Here is a 24,113-nt window from a genome sequence, read left to right as displayed (position 1 = left end):
GGCAACGGGCAGAGCGGTGAACGGCGGCCGACAACGGGGTGCTACGTCTCGGTCGGCACCCGTTGCCGAACGAAGTTGTGCACCCGCTCGGTGTACGTCCGCGGCCGGTGGAGGTTGCAGATGTGGCCGGCGTCCGCGAGGACTTCGATCCGACCGTTCTGGGCCGCTCGAGCGTGGGCCTGCTCGCCGCGGCGCATGAGTTTGTCGTTCTCGCCGTTCAGAACGAGCGTCGGCCCGGGATAGGTCGAGAGCGCCGAGCGGAAATCCCGGCCCGCGATATCGGGGGCCGCATCGCCGAACTGCTTCGGGTAGAAGCCGGCCTCGATGATCTCGCGCTCGACGTCCTGCGGCAGGTCGCGCCGTCGAACCCACCGCGTCGCGAACCGCTCGCCGGCGCGCTTGCCGGCGTCCGGCTTCGTCAGGAGGCGCGTCAGGCCGCCGGTCGCTCGCGTCAGCACGCCCATACCCCGGACCGGGTTCACGCTGCTGCCAGAGAGCACCAGCCCGTCGACGTTCGACGGGTAGCGGTGTGCGTACTCCGTCGCGACGTAGCCGCCCAGCGACAGGCCGACGAGGATCGCCGAGCCGTCGGTGTGGGTCCGAACGACGTCGTGAAGCTGGCTGATCGCGGGGTCCATCCGGAACTGTTCGCGGGCGCGCGAGCCGTGGCCCGGCAGATCGGGCGCGACGACGCGGAACTCGCCGGCGAGGTCGCGCCGCTGGGGCAGCCACATCTTTCGGGTCATGGCGGCGCCGTGGACGAAGACGATCGCCTGCGCGTCCGCCGGGCCGTCGACGTCGACGGCGCCCTCGGGGCCTCGATCGGGTGCTGCGGTCATGCCCGGCTTCGTATCACGGGCAGCGCCTTAGTGGTCGGGCCGGCGCGTGCCTCGATCCGCCGCTCGAACGGTTCGCTCACTCGCGTCTCGACCGGGAGCGCGGGAGCGGACTCGGTTAGGCCGGCGTCACCTCCTCCCGGTACGCGCCGTACCGGTCCTCGAACACCCGCATGATCTCGCCCATCGTCGTGTAGGCCTTCACGGCGTCGACGATGTACGGCATGACGTTCTCGTTCTTGTCCTCCGCGATCGCGTCCGCCAGCGCCTCGAGCGCCGCCTCGACCGCCTCGTCGTCGCGCTCCGCCTTGACCGACTCGAGGCGCTCGAGTTGCCGCTCCCTGGTCGTTTCGTCGATCTGGAGGATGTCCGGCGACGTGTCCTCCTCGATGGTGTAGGCGTTGACGCCGACGACGACCTCCTCGCCGCGCTCGACGCGCTGCTGGTACTCGTAGCTCGCGTCCTGAATCTCGCGTTGGAAGTAGCCGCCCGAAATGCCCTCGAGGACGCCGTCGCGGAGCGAGCCGTCGCCCAGTTCTTCGATCTCCGCGAGGTAGGCCGTGATCTCCTCTTCCATCTCGTTCGTCAGTTTCTCGATCGCGAAACTGCCGCCCATCGGGTCGACGATGTCGGCCGCCCCGGACTCCTCGGCGATGATCTGCTGGGTGCGCAGGGCGACCCGGACCGCCTCCTCGCTTGGGAGGGCCAGCGCCTCGTCGAAGCTGTTGGTGTGCAGCGACTGCGTGCCCCCGAGAACGCCCGCGAGCGCCTGGATCGTGACGCGGACGATGTTGTTCAGCGGCTGCTGGGCGGTCAGCGACTGGCCCGCCGTCTGGGTGTGGAACTTCATCCGCTTCGACTCCGCTTTCGCCGCGTCGTACCGATCCTCCATGGTGCGGGCGTACACGCGCCGCGCCGCGCGGAACTTCGCGATCTCCTCGAAGATGGAGTTGTGCGAGTTGAAGAAAAAAGAGAGCAAGGGGGCGAACTCGTCGACGTCCAGGCCGCGCTCGAGGCAGTCCTCGACGTACGCGAAACCGTCCGCGAGCGTGAACGCAGCCTCCTGGGCGGCGGTCGAACCGGCCTCCCGGATGTGATACCCCGAGATCGAGATCGGGTGGAACTTCGGCGTTTCCTCGACGGCGAACTCGATCGTGTCGGTGACGACCTCGAGCGACGGCTCCGGCGGGATGACCCACTCCTTCTGCGCGATGAATTCTTTGAGCATGTCGTTCTGGAGGGTGCCGCGGATTTCGTCGCGCGGGACGCCCTGCCGGTCGGCCAGCGCGACGTACATCGCGTAGATCACCGGTGCGGAGGGGTTGATCGTGAAGGAGGTCGAGACCTCGCCGACGTCGATGCCGTCGAACAGGATCTCCATGTCGCGGAGGGTGTCGACCGCGACGCCCTCCTTGCCGACCTCGCCCTCGCTCATCGGGTGGTCCGAGTCGATCCCCATCAGCGACGGCATGTCGAAGGCCGTCGACAGCCCCGTCTGGCCCTCGTCGATGAGGTAGTGGAACCGCTCGTTGGTCTCCTCGGCGGTGCCGAAGCCCGCGAACTGGCGCATCGTCCAGGTCCGGCCGCGGTACATCGTCGGATACGGGCCGCGCGTATACGGCGGCTCACCCGGAAAGCCGAGGTCTTCCTCGTAATCGAGGTCCGCGATGTCCTCCGGCGTGTAGAGCCGATCGACCTCGTGGTTCGAGACCGTCGCGAACCGCTCACGGCGCTCGCCGTGGCGCTCGAGGATTGGCTCGAGGGTCTCCGATTCCCACCGCTCGCGCTCCGCGCGGATGTCCTCGAGGTCGTCCTGATCGAACATAGCGACACTATCGACGGGATTCGTCTAAAGTATTGGTACCACACACCACGACACGAATGGACTGAATCACGCAGGAATGTTCGAGACGGTGCACGCGCGGCGTCAGCGTCGCCCTGCTCGAGCGCGGATCGACACCGCTCACTCCCGCAGGTGCTGCGCGATGATCTCCTTTTGGATCTCGCTCGTCCCCTCGTAGATCGTTGTCACCTTGGCGTCGCGGTAGTAGCGCTCCACGTCGAAATCCGTCGTGTAGCCGTAGCCGCCGTGGATCTGGACGGCCTCGTTGGCCACCTCGACCGCCGCCTCGCTCGCGAAGTACTTGGCCGTGCTCGCGGCCATCGGATCGACGTCGTCGCCCCCGTTCTTCCGCGCCGCGTCGCGGGCGAGGAGGCGAGCGGCCTGCACCTGCGTCCGCATGTCCGCGAGCTTGTGCGCGACCGCCTGGTGGTCCGCGATCGATTTCCCGAACTGCTCGCGCTCGGTCGCGTACTCGAGGGCGTCGTCCAGCGCGGCCTGCGCGAGGCCGACCGCCTGGCTCGCGATCGCGATCCGGCCGCCGGTCAGGATCGAGAAGGCGGCCTTGAGCCCCTTCCCGACCTCTGTCAGGCGGTTCTCCGCTGGAATCCGGGCGTCGTCGAACACCAGCGTGGTCGTGTCGCTGGCCCGCAGGCCGAGTTTGTCCTCCTTTTTGCCAACCTCGAGGCCCGCCGTGTCCTTGGGAACGAGAAACTGCGTGATGGTGTCGGCGTCGGGGCTCGAGTCCGCGTCTGAATCACCGTCTGACTCGCCCGCCACCTTCGCGAACAGGATGACGACGCCGCTTCGCTCGCCGTTCGTGATCCACTGTTTCGTCCCGTTGAGCACGTACTCTCCCGCGTCCTCGTCGAGTCGAGCCGTGGTACTCATCTCGGCCGGGTTCGAGCCGGCGTCGGGTTCCGACAGCGCGAACGCGCCGACCGGTCGGCCGTCGACCATCTCGGGGAGCCACTCGTCCATGTGCGCCTCGGCACCGAACTCGCGGATGCAGGCCGTCGCCAGCGAGTGGACCGAGAGCGCCGTCGCCAGCGAGAGGTGGCCGTAGGCGAGTTCCTCGTAGACCACGCTGGCCGTCAGCGGGTCGGCGTCGAAGCCGCCGTACTCCTCGGGGACGGTGAGACCGGTGAGGTCGAGTTCCGCGAGGGCGTCCCAGACGTCTTCGGGGAACTCCCCGTTCGCGTCCGCCTCTGCCGCGACGGGCTCTACTTCCCGTTCGACGAACTCCCGGACGCTGTCCCTGACGAGTTCCTGCTCCGGTGAAAGCGACATGTGGCAAGTATTGCGAACCACCATGGTAAACGTGCCGCCGGGGATCCGGCCTCGAGACGGAACCGCGAGAAGATAGCGATTACGACGGACCAGATAGCGTCGGCAATTCGTGTAATACCACTCACAACTATGTGCACTGGAGTCAATGTGACTACATATGATCGACCCGTCGTCGACGCCCGCGCGGACGTTCGAGTGGCTCGACGAGTCGATTCCCCGCTACGAGTCGTTTTCCCGGTCCGAAAACACCGCGAGCGCAACCGGGCGCTCGAGGACGAACACGAGCACGTAACGTACGAGGAACTCGGTGAAAGCGCCGATGGAAACCCGATCTGGGCAGCGACCGTCGGTGAAGGGAGCCGGACCGCGCTCATGCTCGGCGCGCCCCACCCGAACGAACCGATCGGTTCGATGACCGTCGATTTCCTCCTTCACGAACTCGCGACGAACGACGAGCTCCGCGCGTCGCTCGACTACGAATTCGTCTGCGTCCCCGTCGCGGATCCGGACGGCGTCAGACGGAACGAGGGCTGGTTCGACGGCCCGTTCACGCTCTCGAATTACGCGCAGAACTTCTATCGGCCGCCGCCGGAACGCCAGATCGAAGCCACGTTTCCGGTCGACCGTGAGGGCTACTCGTTCGACGATCCGACCCCGGCGACGCGAGCGCTGGCGGACCTAATCGAGGTCCGCCGCCCCGAGTTCGTCTACAGCTTCCACAACACCGCGTTCGGCGGCTGCTACTACGTCGTCACCGAACCGCTCGAACCGCTGCACGACGCGCTGCGGTCGCTTCCGGAAGAGTACGGCGTGCCGCTCGACCGCGGCGAACCGGAGCGGTTCATCGACGAGGCGTTCGACGACGCCGTCTATCAGCTCCCGACGTTCGCGGATCGGTTCGACGCCGCCACGACGACCGACGACGAATCGGGAGCCGACGAACCGCTGCTCGGCGGCAACGCCTACGATTACGCGAGCCGGTTCGAGGACGACGTCGTCGAGTTCGCGGTCGAGCTCCCGTACTTCTCCGCTCCGCGAATCGGCGATCGAACGCCGCTCGAGCGCTCCCGCGAGGACGTCATCCGTGAGGGCGTCCAGCACCGACGGGCGCTCCTCGAGGAGATCGCGGATCCGGTCGACGCCGTCGCCGAGCACCTACCGGACACGCCGATGGCCCGCGAAGCGGCTGGCGTCTTCGGCTACTTCGAGGACGAACTCGAGGCGAAACTCGACTGGGCGAAGTCGGCTCCGGAGACCGACGAGCCCGGGACCGTCGCCCAGCACGTCGACGAGAGGTTCATCCGCCAGTACCACCTGCTGACGTACCTCGGAATGGTGCTCCGCTCGGTCGACCATGCTGCGATGAGCGCCGACGACGAGGTCCGCGACACGTTGCTAAACGCGAAGGGGACGCTCGAGGACGTTTTTCACGACCGACTCGAGGAGATTCGAACCGAACTGGACTACGAGACGATCCCGATCTGGAAACTCGTCGCGATTCAGGCGCGTGCAGGGCTGATTTGTCTGGATTATCGACAGCGCAAACGTGGGGCCTGAAAGTCGGCGATCTTGCCAACCCGATTAACGATCAGTGATCTCGGCGGGCAGCATTTTGATATAGCATCTATTGGTTCATCTCTGCAACAAGGGAAGCCTCAATCCGGAGATCGGCATTTACGTCGCGTCCTCGTCTGCATCGGCGTCCGCGTCAGTCCGATCATCTACGTCGTCGGGATTCACGGCTGCGTCGGATCGTTCCGCGTCCTCGTCGGGGTCGGCGGCTGCGTCGTCCCGTCGGAACTCGTCGTCCAAGTCGTCGGGGTTAACTTCGAACCCGGACGCGTCGTCGGTCATCTCGGACGGATCGGCCGAGAGGCCGCGGTTCGTCGTCTCCTCCGGTTCCGACTCGTCGCGTTCGCCGTCAGGCATCTGCTCGAGCAGTTCCCCCTCGAGCCGGACCGCGTCGTCGGTAACGTCGGCGACGCGGTCGCGGGTCAGCGGGAGCGTCTCGTCGGCGCGGCTCTCCCAGCCGATCGACGATTTGATCGAATCTACGGCGTCCGCGTTCGGCCGGACGTGGGCGACGTCGCCTTCGACGGTCTCGATCGTGCCGACCCGGTCGCCGTTGGCGTTCTCGACCGGCTTCCCGCGGTCGTCGTCCGTGAACTGGGCCATGGGTAGCGGTAGTCGCATCCGCGGCAAGCGACTGGTGCCTGCAACAGCCGAGGCGCTCTCACGGAGCGACACCGGACGGTTCCGATACCGTTCACCCGCCGAACCGGTCGAACGTCCACCGGGGGCCGCGTCGACCGACGGTTCGTTCCATATATCGACGCCATCCCATACGTTTTTGCTCGCATACTGGAAACGGAGGGTATGTCACTGGAAGACGACTCCCTCGAGTACCACGCGGAGCGGCCGCCCGGGAAACTCGAGATCAGGACGACGAAGCCGACGAACACCCAGCGCGAGCTGAGCCTCGCCTACTCGCCCGGCGTCGCCGGCCCGTGCCGCGCGATCGACAAAGACCCCGACGAGGCCTACCGCTATACTGTCAAGGGCAACCTCGTCGGCGTCGTCTCGAACGGCTCGGCCGTCCTCGGACTCGGCGATATCGGCCCGCAGGCCTCCAAACCCGTCATGGAGGGGAAGGGCGTCCTCTTCAAGCGCTTCGCGGACATCGACGTCTTCGACGTGGAACTCGACCACGACGATCCGGACGACTTCGTCGACTCCGTCGCCGGGATGGAGCCGACCTTCGGCGGGATCAATCTCGAGGACATCAAGGCCCCAGAGTGTTTCGTCATCGAGGAGCGCCTCCGCGAGCGGATGGACGTTCCGGTCTTCCACGACGACCAGCACGGCACCGCGATCATCAGCGGGGCGGCGCTGTTGAACGCGACCGAGATCGCCGGGAAGGACCTCGAGGATCTCGAGGTGACCTTCGCCGGCGCGGGTGCGGCGGCGGTCGCGACCGCCAAGTTCTACGCCTCGCTGGGGGTCCAGAAGGAGAACATCACGATGGTCGACATCGACGGCATCTTGACCACCGAGCGCGCGGAAGCCGGCGATCTGAACGCCTACAACCGCGAGTTCGCCGCGGACGTTCCCGAGGGCGGCCTCGAGCAAGCGATCGACGGCGCCGACGTCTTCGTCGGCCTCGCGGCCGGCGACATCGTCTCGCAGGACATGGTTCGCTCCATGGCCGATGACCCGATCATCTTCGCGATGGCGAATCCGACGCCCGAAATCGGCTACGAGGAGGCCAAGGCAGCCCGCGACGATACCGTCATCATGGCGACCGGCCGCTCCGATTACCCGAACCAGGTGAACAACGTCCTCGGGTTCCCGTTCATCTTCCGGGGCGCCCTCGACGTCCGCGCGACCGAGATCAACGAGGCGATGAAAGTCGCCGCCGCGGAGGCGCTGGCCGACCTCGCGAAGGAGGACGTTCCCGACGCCGTGCGCAAGGCCTACGGCGACCAGCCCCTGCAGTTCGGCCCCGAGTACATCATTCCGAAGCCGATGGACCCCCGCGTCCTGTTCGAACTCGCGCCGGCCGTCGCGCAGGCGGCGATCGACACCGGGGTCGCCCGCGTCGATCTCGATATCGACACCTACGTCGAGGAGCTCGAGGCCCGACTCGGCAAGTCCCGCGAGATGATGCGCGTCGTCCTGAACAAGGCCCAGAGCGACCCCAAGCGCCTCGCGCTCGCGGAGGGCCACAACGAGAAGATCATCCGGGCGGCCTACCAGCTCCGGGAGCAGGGGATCGCCGAGCCGGTGCTGATCGGGAACCGCGACGAGATCGAGCGCACGGCCGCCGACCTCGGCCTCGAGTTCGATCCCGAGGTCGTCGACCCCGAGACCGGCGACTACGAGGAGTACGTGGACGCCCTCTACCAGCGGCGCAAGCGCAAGGGGATCACCCGGACGGAGGCGGCGGAGTTCATCGAGGACAGCAACTACTTCGCCTCGGTGATGGTCGACCAGGGCGACGCCGACGCGATGCTGACGGGACTGACCCATCACTACCCCTCGGCGCTGCGGCCGCTCCTGCAGGTGATCGGGACGGCCGAGGACGTCGACTACGCCGCCGGCGTCTACATGCTGACGTTCAAGAACCGCGTGGTCTTCCTCGCGGACGCGACGGTCAACCAGGACCCCGACGCGGAGACGCTCGCGGAGGTGACCCAGCACGCGGCCGAGATCGCCCGGCGGTTCGACGTCGAACCCCGCGCGGCGCTGCTGTCGTACTCCGACTTCGGGAGCGTCGACAACGAGGGCACCCGCAAACCCCGTCGCGCGGCCGAGATGCTCCGGGACGATCCCGCCGTGGACTTCCCGGTCGACGGCGAGATGCAGGCCGACACCGCCGTCGTCGAGGAGACCCTGCAGGGCACCTACGAGTTCGCCGACCTCGACGACCCCGCGAACGTGCTCGTCCTGCCGAACCTCGAGGCGGGCAACATCACCTACAAGCTGCTCCAGCGGCTGGGCGGCGCCGAGGCGGTCGGCCCGATGCTCGCCGGGATGGCCGAGCCGGTCCACGTCCTCCAGCGCGACGACGAGGTTAAGGATATCGTCAACCTGGCGGCGGTTGCGACGGTCGAAGCCCAGCGCTCCGAATAGCCGACGGTCGGCCCGCGTCGCGTCGATCGTTTTTCTCCTGGGAGTCGTCCTCGAGTTCGCGTTCCGTTGGCCGAATCGGAACGTCGAACCGCGGATCGCGGTCTCACGCGCTGAGCCGTGCCGACAGATACTGCCGGCTCGAGACGGGAGTTCGAACCGTCGCATGGGGATAGACTGGCGGTACCGCGAGACGGTGCTGGCGCTGTGTACGCTCGCCTTCTTCGCGACGATGGTCGGACGGCTGGCGTTCAGTCCGGTCGTCCCCGAAATCACGGGCGAGTTCGGCGTCACGAACACCCACGTCGGGATCGCGCTGACGGGCATGTGGCTCGCGTACGCGCTCGCCCAGTATCCGAGCGGCATCCTCGCCGACCGGTACGGGGAGCGACTCGTCATCCTGGCGTCGGTCGGCGGCACCGGCGCGACCTGTCTCCTCGTCGTGTTCGCGCCCCACTTCGCCGTCTTCGTGCTCGGGGCAATCTTGCTCGGCGCCGCCGCCGGTCTCCACTACAGCGTCGCGACGGCGCTGCTCACCCGGATCTACGACGACCTCGGGACCGCAGTCGGCATCCACAACGCCGGCGCGCCGGTCGCGGGTCTGATGACGCCGGTCGCCGTCTCCTGGATCGCGGTCCGGTACGGCTGGCGGCCGGCCGTCGCGATCACGGCCGCCGTCGCCGCCCCGGCCGCGCTCCTGTTCGCGTGGCGCGTTCGGCCGACGGAGCCCCGCCGACCCGACCACCCGCTTCGAGACCGCCTCTCGCCGGGGCCGATGCTCGAGGTGCTATCGCGGCCGCCGATCGTCTACACCGGCGTCATCGCCATCATCTTCGATTTCACCTGGCAGGGGCTCGCCTCGTTCCTGCCGACGTTTTTCGTCCAGTTCCACGGATACGCGACGACGACGGCCGGGAGCATGTTCGCCGCGTACTTCATCGTCCAGGGGGTGCTCCAGATCGCCGTCGGCCGGGTTGCCGACCGATTCGGTCGCGATATCGGGATCCTGTGCTGTGCGGCGACCGCCATCGCGGGACTCGCGTTACTCGTCGCCGGCGCCAGCTTAGTGGCGCTCTCCGCCGGCATCGTACTGGTGGGCACGGGCATGGGCTGGGGCGCCGCGGTCTTCCCGCGGTTCATGGACCACCTCTCGGAAGCCGAGCAAAGCGCCGGCTTCGGCCTGGTGCGAACCGTCTACATGATCGTCGCCTCGACGGGCTCGATCGCCGTCGGGTTCGTCGCCGACCGCGCCGGCTGGGCCGTCTCCTTCGGCCTGCTGGCCGCGCTGCTGTCGATCATCCTCTGCCTGCTGGCGCTCAATCGAGTACTCGATTACAGGTATTAAACTACTATGTGCTATACCAAATGTAGCGCAACTCGAGAACCGAGCCCGCTCGAGCGCTCGAGGAACGGGCGCGGTAGATACATGCAATCCGGCACGCTACGTGCTCACATGGTCGATGTCCGGTTTCAGAACCGCGACGCACTCGCGCGGACCGACGCCGACGAGGTCGCCCTCGAGTGCGTGCGGGCGGGAATCGAGGCTGCTCATCCGGCTGCTCGAGTCGAGGAGACGATCGCCGTCCGCGACGGAACCCTCGCCGTGACGGCCGTCGACGGGACGACAACCGAGTACGCGCTCGACGAGTACGAGGACGTGTTTCTGATCGGCGGGGGCAACGCCGCAGGTCATTTCGCACGGGCTCTCGAGGACGAACTCGCGGATCGACTGACCGACGGCGCCGTGGTCACGGACGATTCGACCGAGACGGCTACCGTCGACGTGCTGGCCGGCGATCATCCGGTCCCGAGCGAACGCGGCGTCGAACACGCGCGACGCATACTCGAGATCGCCGAGTGCGCGGGCGAAGGCGATCTCGTGATCGCGACGATCACCGGCGGGGGAAGCGCGCTGCTCGCGGCGCCCGCCGAGCCGCTGTCGCTGTCCGATCTGCAGGCGACCACCGAGGAACTGCTCGCCTGCGGCGCGACGATCGACGAGATAAACGCCGTCCGAAAGCACTGCTCGGCGATCAAGGGCGGCCGGCTCGCCCGCGCCGCAGCGCCGGCGACGGTCGCGACGGTCGCGCTCAGCGACGTGGTCGGCGACGACGTAAGCGTGATCGCCAGCGGCCCGACGGTTCCGGACCCGTCGACGTACGCCGACGCCCTCACGGTGCTCGAGCGCTACGATCTCGACGTACCGACGGCGGTCCGAGAGCACCTCGAGGCCGGCGCACGCGGCGAGCGACCGGAGACGCCGACGGCCGACGATCCCGCGTTCGAGCGGACGAGCGCGCACGTGCTCGGGAGCGGGCGCACGGCGCTCGAGGCGGCCCGCGACGCTGCCAGAGAGGAAGGGTACGAGCCGCTCGTGCTCGCCGCAGGGGTGCGCGGCGAGGCGCGGGAGGCCGCGCTCACCCACGTCGCGATCGCCGAGGAGTGTCGCGACACCGGCGGGCCGGCATCGCCACCGGCCGTTCTGCTCTCGGGTGGCGAGACGACGGTCACGCTGTGCGATACCCCCGGCCGAGGCGGGCCGAATCAGGAGTTCGTACTGAGCGGCGCGCTCGAACTCGAGGCCGACGGCATCGTCGTCGCGAGCGTCGACACGGACGGGATCGACGGCGCGACCGACGCCGCCGGGGCGATCGCGAACGCGACGACGGTTCCGGACGCTGCGGGCCGCAACGCGCTCGAGCGCAACGACGCGCTGCCGGTACTCGACGACGCGGACGCCCTGCTTAGAACGGGGCCGACGGGAACGAACGTCAACGACCTCCGCGCGATCGTCGTCGAACCGGCCGACTGATCGGATACGGATCGTCTGTTGGCTGCCGTACGATGTTGGAACCGGTTCCGCCAGATCCTCGAGCTGACCATCCCATACTGAATTCGATATCTTTCCCGTCCACTCACGTTCGGTATCATTCTTTGACGGTCGCCACGAGGCGTTTCGGCATCGAACGGAGCGTCGTAACCGGGGAACTCGCGCTGGCGATCGGCGCCGGACGATTACGTCAGTATTGCTGTAAACGTTCTACCGTGCGGAAACCTTTTTTAGCGACGGCCGGTAGAATTCGGTAGTGACCGACACGAAGCCAGACGACCGCACCAGCGAGCCGTGCGGCTGTAAGGTCGGACGTATCGCCGACCAGTACGCCCTCGAGGGACTCGACGACGAGCTCGTCCGCTACTGGACCGACCGGACGGAGGATCGCTACAGCACCCGCGACCTCGCGGAGCACGTCAACCAGCGCGTGCTCGCGGCGGCCCTCGACGAAGCCGGCCTCCAGTACAAGGACGGCGAAGTCGAGAACACCTACCGGCTGCTCACGAGCGACGACGTCAGCAGCGGGACGCGCGTCCAGACGCGCAAGGAACTCGAGCGCGACGCCGTCCCGATCGAGGACGTCGAGAGCGATTTCATCTCTCACCAGACCGTTTACAACCACCTGACGGACTGTCTCGAGGCCTCGCTCGAGACCCCGAGCGACGAGGAGCGCCTCGAGCGGAGCCGGGACAAGCTCGGCGCGCTTCGGAACCGGACCTCGGCCGTCACCGAGGATACGATCGCCCAACTCGAGCGGGGCGACGTCCTCGACATCGGGGAGTTCAACGTGCTCGTCAACGTGACGGTGACCTGCGAGGAGTGCAAGACCCAGTACACGGTGCAGGACCTGTTCGATCAGGGCGGCTGCGACTGTCAGCAGACCGCGGACTGAGCGCGATCGAGTCGTACGTGACTAGTCGCATCGCCTCGGTCACTGTTTCTCGCGGTCGCTGGAACGATTTTAGATCCGCTTCGGACGGAGTACCAGTCTCGAATGATACTATGCGTTCTGGTACCTCGAGCGCAAGATGCGTTCGATACTGGTCGTCGGTACTGCCTGCGAGATAGCGCAACTCACTACGACAGCAAACCGGACGGACCGCGTAAACCGCCTCCCAAACCGAGTATCGGGCCCGCTCAGTCGATCGCGAACCGCAACAGCGCGCCGACGCCGTCGAACGCCTCGGCGAAGCGGTTTCCGTCCGGAAAATCGTCGGGGACGACGACCGTGTCGCCGCCCTGTTCCGTCGCGCGGTCGCCGAACGTCCGGAGTTGCTGGCCCTCGAGCGCGGCCGAGAGCAACAGCGTGTCCACGGCGTCGTACTCGAGCGCGTCGTCGACCTCGTCGGTCCCGTAGGCGACGGCCCGGTCGTCGTCCCGGACCGCCTCGAAGAAGTCCTCGAGGGCCTCGCGGGCGTCGCGCCGGTCGCGTTCGTCGACTGCTGATCGACCCTTCTCCGCGAGTTGGCGAAGGCCCTGCTCGCTGGCGTACTCGACGGCGAACTCGCCGACGAGGCGGTCCTCGAGCCGGTGATCGAGGTCCGCTTCCTCGCGGAAGTCCTCGACCGTGCCGGTTGTGCCGCCCAGCAGCACGCCGTCGACCGGGTCGCTCTCGAGGAACTCGAGGGCGGCGCGCTCGGCAACCTCGTCGAAGAACTCGCGTTTCTGTCGCTCGCGGTCGCGTTCGAACCGCTCGGCGGACTGACCGCCGGCGCTGGACTTGCCCGGAACGTCGCTGTCGAAGGTATCGATCGGTTTGACGCCGGTCTCGTCGAGCCGGCCGAGGGCGGCGCCGCCGCGCTCGACGACGAGCAGTCCGGAGGTCGAGTCGGGTTCGGCGACGTCCTCGAGCGGCGAGAGGTCGAACTCGTTGCCGTGCTCGTAGATCGACTCGTCGATCGCCATCGGGAGGTCGTCGAAGACCGCCGTCACGAGGTCGCCGTCGGGGGCGCCGGCGTAGATCGCGAGGCCGTTCTCGGGAATCTCCTCGTAGTCGTTCAGCTCGCTGCGGACGGTCTCGAGGGCGTCGGTCAGCGGTTTCGGGAACGACTGCTCGTCGAGCTGGCTCGCCTCGGCGTAGTCGGTTTCGACGGGCTGGCGGGCCTGGCCGATCGAGTCCTCGGGCGGGACGGCGAGCGTCACGAGGACGTCGCGGTCGGCTTCGGCCGAAGAGAGGCGGTCGAGTCGGTCGTGGAGTTCGTAGTTTGCCATCGACATGCTAGCTGAGTGCGTCGACCCACCGGCGTCGCTCGTCACCAGTGATCGACAGGTACCGGCGGTAGGCCGGGAACCGGGTTGAGAAACCTGCTGGCGCTCTCAAGTGCGATAGGTAGCGAAAAGACACGGAAAACCGAACGACGGCGCAGCGCGATGACGGCTCCGGCCGGTCAGTCGGATCGGTAGCCGCGCGGTTCCTCCTCGAGCGAGGCGCGCTCGTCGTCGACCTCGCGCCCGACCGGAACGTCGAACGTGAGACCAGGCAGCCGCGAGCGCACGTCGATCGATTCGCTGCCCAGCACCGCGAAGCCGGCGAAGATCGTCAGGAAGCCGAGGGCGGCCGAGGGTGCGATGCGCTCGTCCAGCAGGGCCCAGCCGCCCAGCGTCGAGACGGCCGGCACGACGTAGAAGATCAGGTTCGCGCGGATCGCGCCGGTCGAGTCGAGCAGGGCGAAGTAGGCGATGTACGCGAGGACGCCGGCGAAGACGCTGACGTACGCCAGCGCCGCGATCGCGCCCGGGGTCCAGGCGATCGACGCGGCCGATTCGCCGGCCAGCGCCGAGAACCCGTGCGAGAGCGCGGCGGCGAGGGGGAGTCCCCACGCGATCCGGACCGTGCTCGAGACAGTCGCGTCGGCCCGGCGGATGAGCACGGCGCCCAGCGCGGCGCTGACCGCGCCGGCGAACAGGATCGCCTTCCCGACGGCGTCGCCGCCGAGCAGGTTCGCGGGGTCGGGGCTGACGACGAGGGCGACGCCGAGCAGGCCCAGCATCATTCCGATCGCGCCGCGCGCGGAGAGGCGCTCGTTCGAGAGCAACAGCGCCGCGAAGACCGGCGTCAGGATCGGGTTGAGGCTGAAGACGATCGCCCCGACCGCGCTGGTCGCGTACTGCTGGCCCACGAACAGCAGGGCGTTCGAGAGTCCGATCACGAACACGCCGGTCGCGACGATCCCTAGCGCGTCGCCGCGCGTCGTCGGCAGGAGGTCCTCGCGCGAGACCGTCAGGGCGACGTAACCGGCCATGATGACGGCCGCGACGTCGAACCGCAGCGCGACGAACAGCAGCGGCGGAAAGAACTCCAGCCCCGCTTTGGCCGCGACGAACGTCCCCCCGAAGAAGAGACTCGAGAGGACGAAGAAGGCGGCCGTTCGGCGATCTATCGCCATCGGCCGATCACCCCGACCGTCGATACCTTCGGAGCGGACGCCCGGCAGGGCGTCGACGCGAAGAGAGTGAGAAGCATAGATACGGATAGGGGTCCGAGGGGGATAGTTTTGTTCAGAAAATATTTCACGGGAAGAAATTTGCCGAGGGGCGTTCCGTCCTTTCACGATATGAAATTATTTCACGGTGCGAAAACGCTTTACCGGCGCGGACGCGAGTGGACGTATGGACGCGACGGATCCGTCGGACTCGGCGCTCGAGGAGATCGAGTTCCTCGCGCTCTCCGCGAACCGCGTGGACGTGCTCCGGCTTCTCTCGGAAGACCGGTACACGCGGACCGAACTGGCGCGGGAAACGGGCGCGTCGCAGGCGACCCTCGGCCGCATTCTCGGCGATTTCGCCGACCGGTCGTGGATCGAACGCGACGGCAGCGAGTACGCAGCGACGGCGACCGGACAACTCGTCGCCTCCGGCTTTACCGACATGCAGGACATTCTCGAGACCGAGCGCCGACTGCGCGGGATCGTGGAGTACCTGCCGACCGAAACGTTCGGGTTCGACATCCGGCGATTGGCGGACGCGCGGATCACCGTGCCGAGCCAGACGCGGCCGAACGCGCCGCTGCAGCGCCTGCTCGACCTGCTCGAGAACGCGACGGAGGTCCGGGCGGTTTCCCACGCCTTCAACGAGCAGAACCTGACCACCGTCCAGGAACGAGCGGCGACCGGCGAGCAGAGCTTCGAGGGTGTCTTCTCGCGGGACGCGATCGACGCGCTCGCGGACGACTCCGCGCTGCGAACGCAGTTGCGAGCACTGCTCGAGACCGATCGCGCGACCGTCCGAATTTACGACGACGAGATCCCGCTCGCGGCGATGATCATCGACGACGTCGTTTACCTTCTGGTGCGCGACGACCAGGGGATCCTGCGGGCGTCGATCGACAGCGACGACGACGAGATCCGCGCGTGGGCCCGCGAGACGTTCGAGTCCTACTGGGAGTCCGCGGAGTCGCTCGAGGCCGACGCGCTGTCGTCCTGACGGCAGCGTCATCGACGCGACGAACACGAACCCGGCGACGATTCCCGTTCTCATTCGGCCTCGAGAACCGAGAAGGGCCCGAAGCCGGCGGAGCGTTCGCCGTTCGAACACCTTTTACGCGGTTCTACCAAACGGTAAACGCATGGTCGACAGCATCTCTATCGAAGCCGACTGGGGCGCCCAGTACATCGACGGCGAATGGACCGCGGGCGAGAGCGAGGAGACGATCGCGGTCGAGGATCCGTCGACCCGCGAGCCGGTCGCGGAGGTCCCTGCCGGCGTCGAGGCCGACGTCGACGCGGCGTACGAGGCGGCCGCCGCCGCGCAGGAAGAGTGGAAGGACCAACCGCCAGCGCGGCGAGCCGAGGTCATTCGGCAGTTCCACGAGGCGGTGGAGGAACACAGCGAGGAGATCGTCGACCTGCTGGCCCACGAGGTCGGCGGGTCGCGGATCATGGGCGAGACGTCCATCCACATCGCCGGCGACCACGCCACCGAGGCGGAGACGCTCCCGCGGCGGATGAAGGGCGAACACGCCGCCTCGAACATCCCCGGCAAGGAGAACATCGTCCAGCGCGAGGCGAAGGGCGTCGTAACGGTCATCTCGCCGTGGAACTTCCCGCTGAACCTCTCGATGCGAGCCGTTGCGCCCGCCATCGCCGCGGGCAACAGCGTGGTGCTTAAGCCGTCGACGAACTCCCCGATCACGGGCGGGCTCCTGTTCGCGAAGCTGTTCGAGGAGACCGACCTCCCCGACGGCGTCCTCAACGTCGTCACCGGCCGCGGGAGCGAGATTGGCGACCGCGTCGCGAGTCATCCCGAAAGCGACGTCGTCGCCTTCACCGGCTCGACCGAAGTCGGCCAGCACGTCGCTTCGCTCGCCGGCGAGAACCTCGCCGTCCCCGCGATGGAACTGGGCGGCAACAACGCCTTCGTCGTGACCGACGACGCCGACCTCGAGCGCGCGCTCGACGGCGCGACCTTCGGCTCGTTCGTCCACCAAGGACAGGTCTGTATCTCGATCAACCGCCATATCGTCCACGAGGACATTTACGACGAGTACGTCGAGCGCCTGACCGAACGCGCCGAGGAGCTGCCTGTCGGCAGCGCCCACGACGCGGACACGATCGTCGGCCCGATCATCGACGAGTCCCAGCGCGACGAGATGCTCGAGTACGTCGAGGAGACCGTCGATCAGGGCGCGACCCTCGAGACCGGCGGGAAGACGATTCCCGTCGAGGGCGTGGACGACTCGCTGGTCGTCGCGCCGACGGTCCTCTCGGACGTGACCAACGACATGGCCGCCGCGTGCAACGAGCACTTCGGCCCCATCGCGCCGGTCATCCCGTTCTCGGATATCGACGAGGCCGTCGAGATCGCGAACGCGACCGAGTTCGGTCTCTCCGGCGCCGTCCACGCCGGCGACCTCGAGGTCGCGAAGGACATCGCCGACCGCATGGAGACCGGCAACGTCCACATCAACGACCAGCCGATCAACGACGAGGCCCACGTGCCCTTCAGCGGCATCGGCGCCTCCGGGATGGGGACGTACAACAGCGACGCGTTCCTCCGCGAGATCACCGAGACGAAGTGGATCTCGATCCAGCACGAGGCGCGGGAGTACCCCTTCTAAGCGCCTCGCTCACCGCGTTGCGATCCCGGCCGGGGCGGTCGGGTCGGCCGCGTGATCGGCCGGTAACCGCCGCCGGCTCGCGGTCGTCCCACATCCCCCACACCTAAGAGAATCGTCGTTAGGGTTGACGTATGGGCGCGTTAACGTACGACTTCGACGACGAGACGGCGATCGTGACCGGCGGCGCATCGGGGATCGGACGCGAGGTCGCGACCCGCTTCGGCGAGGCGGGCGCGACGGTCATCGTCGCCGACGTTCGCGAGGAGCCCAAACGCGAGGGCGAATCGACGCCGACCCACGAGCGCATCGAAGACGCCGGCGGCCGGGCGACGTTCGTCGAGACGGACGTCACCGATCCCGACGACGTCGCGGCGGTCGTCGAGGCCGCCCGCGAGTTCGGCGGCGTCGACGTGATGGTCAACAACGCCGCGATCTACCGCCACGGCTCGGTGCTCGAGACCGACCTCGAGACGTTCGACCGGCTCCTCGAGATCAACGTGCAGGGCGTCCTCGCGGGCACCCGAGCGGCCGCGAGGGACATGCTCGCCCGGGACGAGCCGGGGACGGTCGTCAACACGGCCTCGATCAGCTCCGAGTACGCCCAGCTGGGCCACTCGATGTACGACAGCTCGAAGGGTGCAGTGATGATGCTCACCCGCGTCGCCGCGCTCGAGCTCGCCCCCTACGACGTCCGGGTCAACGCCGTCGCGCCGGGGATCGTGAAGACGGCGTTCGGCGCCGAAGGACCGGATCGCTCGCGGGACGAGGGGCTCATTCTCGAGGACGCCGACGTTCCGGACCCGCTCGAGCGCGAGGGCGAGATCGGGACGGACATTCCGATGGGACGGATGGCGGAGTCGGAGGACATCGCGGGGCCGTACCTGTTCCTGGCGAGCGACGACGCCGAGTACATGACGGGCCACCTGCTGTACGTCGACGGGGGCTACAGCATCCTCTAACAGGCGGATAACGCAATTTCGGTATTGAGGTAGAAACGGCTGCGACGGGTTCCGTTAGTCGTCGGTGGGACCGGCCGTCGCGGCGTCGGCCGAACCGGTCGCCCCGTCCGCGTCCTTGGGGACGGCGTCGAACAGCGGACTCTGCGCGCCGGGGACGAACGTGTTGAGCGCCAGCGCCGAGAGCGCGGTGACGATGACCGGCTGGCCGAAGAACGTCTCCGCGGCGTCGGGCAGGCCGGCGAGCGCTTCGGGCGTCGTCGCGATGCCGAGCCCGAGGCCCAGCGAGACGGCGACGACGACCGTGTTCCGGCGGTCGAGGTCGGCGTGGGTGACGATCAGCCGGAAGCCGCTGGCGGCGACCATCCCAGCCATCAGCAACACGGCGCCGCCGAAGACGGCGCTGGGGATGGTCGTGACGGCGGCGCCAACCTTCGGGCTCAGACCGAGGACGGCGAGGAAGACCCCGCCGATGCCGACGACGTGACGGCTCATCACGCCGGTGAAGTTGACGATGCCGACGTTCTGCGAGAAGGAAGTGATCGGGAACGCGCCGAAGACAGCGCCGACCGAGCTCAGCAGGCCGTCGTTGAACAGCCCGCCGCGGAACTCCTCGTTGGTCGGGTTCCGCCCCTCCGCGGCCGTGACGCCGGACATGTCGCCGACCGTCTCCATCGCGGAGACGAGGAAGAGGACGGCGAAGGTGGCGATCGCGATCGGCTCGAACTCGAAGCCGAAGTGGGTGGGTTTGGGGAGCGCGACCCACGCGGCCTCGCCGACGGGCGAGAAATCCACGAGCTCGAGGCCGGTGGCGAACGTCAGCGCGACGGCGACCGCGTAGCCGACGGCGATGGCGACCAGCACGGACAGCAGCCGCGTGACGCCTCGGGTGAGCATGTTGAGGCCGACGGCGATCGCCAGCACGAGCGCGGCGAGGCCGATGTTGTGGAGCGCGCCGAAGTCGGCCGCGTCGGCGCCGCCGGCGGCGTAGTCCATCGCTACCGGAATGAGGTAGAGACCGATGATGACGACGACGAGACCGGTGACGAGCGGCGGGAAGAAGGGTTTGATACGTTTGAACTGCCAGCCGATCAGTCCCTCGACGACGAATCCGGTGACGAGGATCGCGCCGAACACCGCGGCCATCCCGTAGTCCGCGCCGATCGAGATCGACGCCCCCACGAACGTGAAACTCGAGCCCATGACGATCGGCAAGCGCGCGCCGACCGGACCGACGGTGTAGGCCTGGATCATCGTCGCCAGCCCCGAAAACAGCAGGACCATCTGGACGATGTAGGCCGTATCCGCCGGCGAGAGGCCGACGCCGCCGGCGACGACGTACGCTACCGCCGTCGCCGGGACGATCATCACCGCGACGTGCTGGAGCCCCAGCAGGATCGATTTCGGTAACGGCGGTTTCTCGTCGAGGCCGTACTCGAGCTGAATACCCCCATCGGAGTCGGTTGCCATCTATGGGCGCCAGGTTGCAGATGGGTGCATAAAAAGTTTCGTAAACGAGCCCATAGGGCGGTTCGGCAGCTGAATGATATGCACGTCCGTGACTACGTGTTGCAGAGAAGTGCATACATCGACCCGTTCGCGGTCGCCATTCGAAATCGCCGATCGGAGTCGCCGTCCGACGGGTCGCGACGCTCAGTGCGTCGAGTGAACCGTTACTTCCCCGTCTTCGACGGTGATATCGACGAGACTCGTCGCCTCGTACTCGGTGTCGTCGAGCGCGGACTCCCCGACCTTGCGCATCACGACGACGATATCCACGATCTCGGCTCCGATCTCGTCCAGGGCGCCGCAGATCGCCGCCAGCGTCCCGCCGGTCGAGAGCATGTCGTCGACGATGACGACGCGGTCGCCGTCCTCGATGTCGTTGATGTACATCTCCGACTCCGAGTAGCCCGTCTCCTGGTGGAGCGACACCTCGCCCTCGAGGCCGTACTCGCGTTTGCGGATAACGACCAGCGGAATGTCGGTCTGCAGGGAGAGCGCGGTCGCGAGGTGGATCCCCATCGCCTCGGGGGCGACGATCTTGTCGACGTCCAGGTCGACGGTCCGCATGACTTCGACGACGACCTCGCGCAGCAGGTCGGGATCGAGCCGCGGCACGCCGTTGCTGATCGGGTGGACGAGGTACTCGTAGCCGTCCTTGTCGATGATCGGTGCGTCGTCTAAGGACTCGAGGAGCCGCTCCATACTGCCGGTTCGGAAAATCGAGGCAAAAATCGTTCGTTCTCGGTTCGTTCGCGGTTCGGTCTCGATTTCGTTCTGCTTCTCGGCTATCGTCCTCGAGTGCAATGCAGGGTAGCAAGGGTTCGAGAAGTTGAACCGATGGTTCAACGACGGTCGAAATCCGTAGAGAACGCACCGAGTCCCGATATATGCGCGCGCGGATCTGAGAGAGATATAAATCGACGCAAAAAACTGGATATTCGTAAACATCTAGTAGTGGAAGCTACCTACTGAACGGCATGACGTACGAACATCTCGACGCCGATCTCGTCAACGAACTGCTCGGGAACGGGCGCGCGAGCCTGCGCAGCCTCGCCGAGGAACTGGACGTCTCCGTGACGACCGTCTCGAACCACCTCTCCGATCTCGAGGAAGAGGGCGTTATCGAGGGTTACACGCCGATCGTCGACTACGACGCCGTCGGCTACGACGTCACGGCGATCATGCAACTCAAAGCCGAGGGGAACGCCCTCCCCGAGATCACGGAGACGCTCCGGGAGCACGAGCAGATGATCTCCGTCTACGAGGTTACCGGCGATTACGACGTGATCGCCGTCGGCAAATTCAAGGACACCGACGACATGAACGACCAGATCAAACAGTTGCTGACCGACCCCGACATCAACCAGTCCAACACGAGCGTCGTACTGAATCAGGTCGCCGAGAACGAACAGTTCGAACTGGAAACCGACGACGACTAACGCCGACGCCGTTCTCCGCGGGTGCGACGATTTGCGTTCGATCCGTGCGAGCTTACTCGGTAAGCGGGAGGTAGATCCCGAAGATCCACACCGAGAAGAAGGCGATGAGAATACCGAGCGCTTCCGAGTAGGTGAAGAGTCGATCCTCCCAGCCGGGGAGTTCGCCGACGACGGCGTGACCGATGAGCTCGGCGGCAGCGCCGAGTGCGAGCAGTCCGACCCCGAACAGGAACCCCGCTTTCGTCAGGAAGGGGTAATCGAGATCGCCGTATCGCTGTTGCATATCTACACCAGAACGATCCACCGAATTAACAGTTTCGTCCCCAGCGGGAGGTGTCGAAACTGGCTCACTATGAGTTCGAGCGCGAGGCGGTAGTGGCGCTCCGAAGTGAGTCGCTCGAGCCTATACTGGACTCGGACCCGGACCCGGACATGGACCTGGACCGGTACGCCCCGCGGAATCGCGTGCTCCCGCTTGTTTCAGCCGGCACCTCGCTTATCCGGGTCGCCGTCGAAGCGCCGATATGGAGATTCGGGACCCGGAACCGGACGAGGCCGAGCGGATTCAGGAGGTCGTGGACAGTTCGATGACGACCTCGTTCAGGCTGAGCCCGGGCCAGATCGACGCGATCACGGACGAACAGTTAAGCGACGAGGCCGTCGCCGACAAGATCGACGACGACGAAACCGTGCTGCTGGTCGCCGAAACCGGCGAGGACATCGAGGGCGAGGCGATCGCCGGCTTCGTCGAGGGACGGCTGTCCGACGACGGCGAGTGGGGCGAGATCAACTGGCTCTTCGTCGATCCCGAGCACCGCGGCCACGGGATCGGCACGGCGCTGTACGAGGCCGCGGCCGACGCCCTCCGCGACCGCGGTGTCGACCACGTCTGCGTCACCGTCCTCGAGGCCAACACCGAGGGCCACCAGTTCGTCGAGCAGTTCGGCCTCGAGCACGAGGCGGATCGGCGGGTCGAGATCGCCGAGGAGTCGTTCGTGAAGTACGTGTACTCGGACCCCGACGCGGACCTCGACCTGCCGACCGACGAGACGGAGGAGGACGCCGAGGCGGAGGAATTTCCCGAGACCGAGCGGTCCGACGGGCAGCTCACGGCGACGACGGACGGCGGCGAGACGGTCTACGTCGCTCGCGACGAGGAGGAGTCCGGGACCGCGGCGCCCTTTTACGCGGCTTACGAGGATGCGGATTTCTCCGAACAGTTCGGGTTCTACTGCGCAAACTGTGGCTCGCTCGATATCTCGCTGGACAACATGGATCGCCTCGAGTGCGGCGACTGCGGGAACTCCCACGCGTCCCGCTCCGGGGAGTCCTACGACGACTCGTACCTCTAATCGCCGTTTCCGTCGCCGTTCCCGTTGTTCGTATCCGGTTTCGAGAAGAGGCTGTCCGCCGTCGCCGCGCCGACGACACTGAAGACCGAGCCGATGCTGACGGCCGTGAACGTCGTCTCGACGACCGTCCGGGTCGACTCGCCGTCGTCGAGGAACGCGTCCGGCGCGTCCAGCAACAGTGCGAGCAGCGTCACGGAGCCGAACGAGACGACCATCAACGAGATGAATCGGAGCGGAATCCCGGCGACCTCCTGCTCCTCTTCCACGTCACGGGTCGTGTCCGCGGCGTACAGCGCGCCGTAGCCGATGCCGAACACGACGATCACGATACCGAGCGTCTGCCAGCCGTTCATGCTTCCCGCAAGCGTCCAGACCTCCTCGGTGACGACGAACGGCCCCGCGAGGAGAAAGCCGCCGACGATCTGCTGGGCCGAGTCCGCGAGGCGGAACTGCCGCGGCCGGCGCGGGCGTCGAATTCTCATAGGCGGAGACTTACAGCCGATCGGTAAAACGCTCCCGTTCGCGAGCGCTCGAGCTACACGAACAGCAAGAGCGCGGCGTACCCCGCCGCACCCGCCGTGAACGCCCAGAACCGGCTCTTGCGGTCGGACGGCAGCTCCTCCTTGATGACGTTGAGGATGACGCCGCCCGACAGGAACGGCAGGAACACCGCGACGAGGACGTCGGTGCCCTCGAGGGCGGCGCCGCCGGCGAAGCCGACGAGGACGGCGGCCGACAGCACCCAGCGCCCGCGCCGGTGGTAGGTTCGGCCGTGGTGCTCGCGGAGGCCGTCGTCGGTGACGATGAAGTGCAGCGCCATCGCGACGCCGAAGGGGAGCAGGCCGCCGAGCGCGCGGTCCCACAGCAGCGAGGCGACGATCGCGTTGTAGGCGGCGAAGGCGCCGACGTGGAGCCAGAAGACGCCGGTTCCGGGCCGCTCGTCGGTGCGGCTCCGGTCCGTACGCGTCGACTCCGGCTCGGAACTCGAGGCCGATTCGGATCGGCGGGATCGACGGGACCGTCTCGCCAGTTGCTCGAGGCCGTAGAAGGTGACGAACCCGAGGAGGGCGATCAGGTAGCCGTGGTGGTCGGCGAACGCGGTCGGCGTCGGCAGCTCGTACGCGTCGAGCGTCGTCGCGGCCTCGTGGACCCCGGGGAGGAGGTGGACGAACACGTACGCGACCGAGACGCCGCCGGCGGCCGAGAGCCACCGACTGCGGGGGATGCGGCCGCCGACGCCCAGGCGACCGGCGAAGAGGTGGGTCAGCGCCAGAGCGAGCGCGACCGCGGGGCGCAGCGCCGAGTCCGGCAGCGGCGTCAGTTGTCCGGGTATCAGGCCCGCGAGCGGTCCGATCGAAACGGAAAGCATCCGGACGC

Annotated in this window: 21 protein-coding genes; 10 read left to right on the top strand and 11 right to left on the bottom strand. The window is 67.1% G+C overall.

Going from position 1 to position 24,113, the window contains the following annotated elements; genetic code table 11:
* Positions 1 to 41: 41 nt before the first annotated feature.
* The 3 genes from HALXA_RS07400 to HALXA_RS07390 form a co-directional block, all read right to left on the bottom strand.
* On the bottom strand, positions 42 to 839 hold the full coding sequence (locus HALXA_RS07400) for an alpha/beta fold hydrolase (RefSeq protein ID WP_013879699.1): 798 nt from the start codon (positions 837 to 839) through the stop codon (positions 42 to 44).
* Between the two features lie 115 nt (positions 840 to 954).
* Positions 955 to 2,661, bottom strand: a complete 1,707-nt coding sequence (locus HALXA_RS07395) for a methylmalonyl-CoA mutase family protein (RefSeq protein ID WP_013879698.1) — start codon at positions 2,659 to 2,661, stop codon at positions 955 to 957.
* 138 nt (positions 2,662 to 2,799) lie between these two features.
* The gene (locus HALXA_RS07390; protein ID WP_013879697.1) at positions 2,800 to 3,966 is read right to left on the bottom strand and encodes an acyl-CoA dehydrogenase family protein; all 1,167 of its coding nucleotides are present in this window, start codon (positions 3,964 to 3,966) and stop codon (positions 2,800 to 2,802) included.
* A gap of 195 nt (positions 3,967 to 4,161) precedes the next feature.
* Here HALXA_RS07390 and HALXA_RS07385 point away from each other — a divergent pair, with 195 nt between their 5' ends.
* Positions 4,162 to 5,523 (top strand): M14 family zinc carboxypeptidase, encoded by a 1,362-nt coding sequence (locus tag HALXA_RS07385; protein ID WP_245550091.1) that lies wholly within the window; start codon positions 4,162 to 4,164, stop codon positions 5,521 to 5,523.
* Positions 5,524 to 5,640: 117 nt separating this feature from the next.
* Here HALXA_RS07385 and HALXA_RS07380 read toward each other — a convergent pair whose 3' ends face one another.
* Positions 5,641 to 6,141: a hypothetical protein gene (locus HALXA_RS07380; protein ID WP_013879695.1), complete on the bottom strand. Its 501-nt coding sequence runs from the start codon at positions 6,139 to 6,141 to the stop codon at positions 5,641 to 5,643.
* A gap of 201 nt (positions 6,142 to 6,342) precedes the next feature.
* On the opposite strand from HALXA_RS07380, the gene HALXA_RS07375 reads away from it, so the two are divergent.
* From HALXA_RS07375 to rdfA, 4 genes are all read left to right on the top strand, one after another.
* Complete coding sequence (locus HALXA_RS07375) at positions 6,343 to 8,598, top strand: NADP-dependent malic enzyme (RefSeq protein WP_013879694.1); 2,256 nt, start codon at positions 6,343 to 6,345, stop codon at positions 8,596 to 8,598.
* Between the two features lie 163 nt (positions 8,599 to 8,761).
* Positions 8,762 to 9,940: an MFS transporter gene (locus tag HALXA_RS07370; protein WP_013879693.1), complete on the top strand. Its 1,179-nt coding sequence runs from the start codon at positions 8,762 to 8,764 to the stop codon at positions 9,938 to 9,940.
* Between the two features lie 108 nt (positions 9,941 to 10,048).
* On the top strand, positions 10,049 to 11,407 hold the full coding sequence (locus HALXA_RS07365) for a glycerate kinase type-2 family protein (protein ID WP_013879692.1): 1,359 nt from the start codon (positions 10,049 to 10,051) through the stop codon (positions 11,405 to 11,407).
* Positions 11,408 to 11,681: 274 nt separating this feature from the next.
* Positions 11,682 to 12,320 (top strand): rod-determining factor RdfA, encoded by a 639-nt coding sequence (rdfA, locus tag HALXA_RS07360; RefSeq protein WP_013879691.1) that lies wholly within the window; start codon positions 11,682 to 11,684, stop codon positions 12,318 to 12,320.
* A gap of 245 nt (positions 12,321 to 12,565) precedes the next feature.
* On the opposite strand, the gene HALXA_RS07355 is transcribed toward rdfA, so the two are convergent.
* Both HALXA_RS07355 and HALXA_RS07350 read right to left on the bottom strand, forming a co-directional pair.
* Entirely contained in the window at positions 12,566 to 13,645 is a 1,080-nt protein-coding gene (locus HALXA_RS07355; RefSeq protein ID WP_049895237.1) for a Vms1/Ankzf1 family peptidyl-tRNA hydrolase, read from the bottom strand.
* A gap of 170 nt (positions 13,646 to 13,815) precedes the next feature.
* Positions 13,816 to 14,814: a DMT family transporter gene (locus HALXA_RS07350; RefSeq protein WP_013879689.1), complete on the bottom strand. Its 999-nt coding sequence runs from the start codon at positions 14,812 to 14,814 to the stop codon at positions 13,816 to 13,818.
* Positions 14,815 to 15,037: 223 nt separating this feature from the next.
* Between HALXA_RS07350 and HALXA_RS07345 the strand changes: the two genes are divergently transcribed.
* From HALXA_RS07345 to HALXA_RS07335, 3 genes are all read left to right on the top strand, one after another.
* Entirely contained in the window at positions 15,038 to 15,850 is an 813-nt protein-coding gene (locus tag HALXA_RS07345) for a helix-turn-helix transcriptional regulator (protein WP_013879688.1), read from the top strand.
* A 142-nt stretch (positions 15,851 to 15,992) separates the two neighbouring features.
* The gene (locus HALXA_RS07340) at positions 15,993 to 17,483 is read left to right on the top strand and encodes an aldehyde dehydrogenase family protein (protein WP_013879687.1); all 1,491 of its coding nucleotides are present in this window, start codon (positions 15,993 to 15,995) and stop codon (positions 17,481 to 17,483) included.
* A gap of 131 nt (positions 17,484 to 17,614) precedes the next feature.
* A complete protein-coding gene (locus tag HALXA_RS07335; protein ID WP_013879686.1) occupies positions 17,615 to 18,442 on the top strand; it encodes an SDR family NAD(P)-dependent oxidoreductase in 828 nt (275 codons plus the stop codon).
* 54 nt (positions 18,443 to 18,496) lie between these two features.
* Here the strand turns inward: HALXA_RS07335 and HALXA_RS07330 are convergent, their stop codons facing one another.
* Together HALXA_RS07330 and hpt are read right to left on the bottom strand one after the other, a co-directional pair.
* Entirely contained in the window at positions 18,497 to 19,909 is a 1,413-nt protein-coding gene (locus HALXA_RS07330) for a uracil-xanthine permease family protein (RefSeq protein WP_013879685.1), read from the bottom strand.
* 183 nt (positions 19,910 to 20,092) lie between these two features.
* Complete coding sequence (hpt, locus tag HALXA_RS07325; RefSeq protein WP_013879684.1) at positions 20,093 to 20,647, bottom strand: hypoxanthine/guanine phosphoribosyltransferase; 555 nt, start codon at positions 20,645 to 20,647, stop codon at positions 20,093 to 20,095.
* A gap of 275 nt (positions 20,648 to 20,922) precedes the next feature.
* Here hpt and lrp point away from each other — a divergent pair, with 275 nt between their 5' ends.
* Positions 20,923 to 21,384 (top strand): HTH-type transcriptional regulator Lrp, encoded by a 462-nt coding sequence (gene lrp / locus HALXA_RS07320; protein ID WP_013879683.1) that lies wholly within the window; start codon positions 20,923 to 20,925, stop codon positions 21,382 to 21,384.
* A 52-nt stretch (positions 21,385 to 21,436) separates the two neighbouring features.
* Here lrp and HALXA_RS07315 read toward each other — a convergent pair whose 3' ends face one another.
* Complete coding sequence (locus HALXA_RS07315; protein WP_013879682.1) at positions 21,437 to 21,667, bottom strand: DUF7860 family protein; 231 nt, start codon at positions 21,665 to 21,667, stop codon at positions 21,437 to 21,439.
* A 241-nt stretch (positions 21,668 to 21,908) separates the two neighbouring features.
* Between HALXA_RS07315 and HALXA_RS07310 the strand changes: the two genes are divergently transcribed.
* Positions 21,909 to 22,736, top strand: coding sequence for a GNAT family N-acetyltransferase (locus HALXA_RS07310; RefSeq protein WP_013879681.1), 828 nt, complete (start codon positions 21,909 to 21,911; stop codon positions 22,734 to 22,736).
* Here the strand turns inward: HALXA_RS07310 and HALXA_RS07305 are convergent.
* Positions 22,733 to 23,218 (bottom strand): DUF2391 family protein, encoded by a 486-nt coding sequence (locus tag HALXA_RS07305; RefSeq protein WP_013879680.1) that lies wholly within the window; start codon positions 23,216 to 23,218, stop codon positions 22,733 to 22,735. The two genes, HALXA_RS07310 and HALXA_RS07305, sit on opposite strands and share 4 nt — an antisense overlap.
* A gap of 53 nt (positions 23,219 to 23,271) precedes the next feature.
* Positions 23,272 to 24,105, bottom strand: coding sequence for a hypothetical protein (locus HALXA_RS07300; protein ID WP_013879679.1), 834 nt, complete (start codon positions 24,103 to 24,105; stop codon positions 23,272 to 23,274).
* Positions 24,106 to 24,113 lie beyond the last annotated feature (8 nt).

The sequence above is a fragment of the Halopiger xanaduensis SH-6 genome, from assembly GCF_000217715.1.
Classification (GTDB): Archaea; Halobacteriota; Halobacteria; order Halobacteriales; family Natrialbaceae; genus Halopiger; species Halopiger xanaduensis.
The sequence above is the reverse complement of the archived record's forward strand: the minus strand, read 5'-3'. Positions and strand labels throughout refer to the sequence as shown.

Coding starts and splice junctions, on each gene's coding strand:
- HALXA_RS07315 (WP_013879682.1), bottom strand. CDS start 21,667: ATGCAACAGCGATACGGCGATCTCGATTACCCCTTCCTGACGAAAGCG.
- HALXA_RS07350 (WP_013879689.1), bottom strand. CDS start 14,814: ATGGCGATAGATCGCCGAACGGCCGCCTTCTTCGTCCTCTCGAGTCTC.
- HALXA_RS07400 (WP_013879699.1), bottom strand. CDS start 839: ATGACCGCAGCACCCGATCGAGGCCCCGAGGGCGCCGTCGACGTCGAC.
- HALXA_RS07300 (WP_013879679.1), bottom strand. CDS start 24,105: ATGCTTTCCGTTTCGATCGGACCGCTCGCGGGCCTGATACCCGGACAA.
- HALXA_RS07365 (WP_013879692.1), top strand. CDS start 10,049: ATGGTCGATGTCCGGTTTCAGAACCGCGACGCACTCGCGCGGACCGAC.
- HALXA_RS07340 (WP_013879687.1), top strand. CDS start 15,993: ATGGTCGACAGCATCTCTATCGAAGCCGACTGGGGCGCCCAGTACATC.
- HALXA_RS07370 (WP_013879693.1), top strand. CDS start 8,762: ATGGGGATAGACTGGCGGTACCGCGAGACGGTGCTGGCGCTGTGTACG.
- HALXA_RS07310 (WP_013879681.1), top strand. CDS start 21,909: ATGGAGATTCGGGACCCGGAACCGGACGAGGCCGAGCGGATTCAGGAG.
- HALXA_RS07345 (WP_013879688.1), top strand. CDS start 15,038: ATGGACGCGACGGATCCGTCGGACTCGGCGCTCGAGGAGATCGAGTTC.
- lrp (WP_013879683.1), top strand. CDS start 20,923: ATGACGTACGAACATCTCGACGCCGATCTCGTCAACGAACTGCTCGGG.
- hpt (WP_013879684.1), bottom strand. CDS start 20,647: ATGGAGCGGCTCCTCGAGTCCTTAGACGACGCACCGATCATCGACAAG.
- HALXA_RS07390 (WP_013879697.1), bottom strand. CDS start 3,966: ATGTCGCTTTCACCGGAGCAGGAACTCGTCAGGGACAGCGTCCGGGAG.
- HALXA_RS07380 (WP_013879695.1), bottom strand. CDS start 6,141: ATGGCCCAGTTCACGGACGACGACCGCGGGAAGCCGGTCGAGAACGCC.
- HALXA_RS07395 (WP_013879698.1), bottom strand. CDS start 2,661: ATGTTCGATCAGGACGACCTCGAGGACATCCGCGCGGAGCGCGAGCGG.
- HALXA_RS07305 (WP_013879680.1), bottom strand. CDS start 23,218: ATGAGAATTCGACGCCCGCGCCGGCCGCGGCAGTTCCGCCTCGCGGAC.
- HALXA_RS07330 (WP_013879685.1), bottom strand. CDS start 19,909: ATGGCAACCGACTCCGATGGGGGTATTCAGCTCGAGTACGGCCTCGAC.
- HALXA_RS07355 (WP_049895237.1), bottom strand. CDS start 13,645: ATGTCGATGGCAAACTACGAACTCCACGACCGACTCGACCGCCTCTCT.
- HALXA_RS07335 (WP_013879686.1), top strand. CDS start 17,615: ATGGGCGCGTTAACGTACGACTTCGACGACGAGACGGCGATCGTGACC.
- HALXA_RS07375 (WP_013879694.1), top strand. CDS start 6,343: ATGTCACTGGAAGACGACTCCCTCGAGTACCACGCGGAGCGGCCGCCC.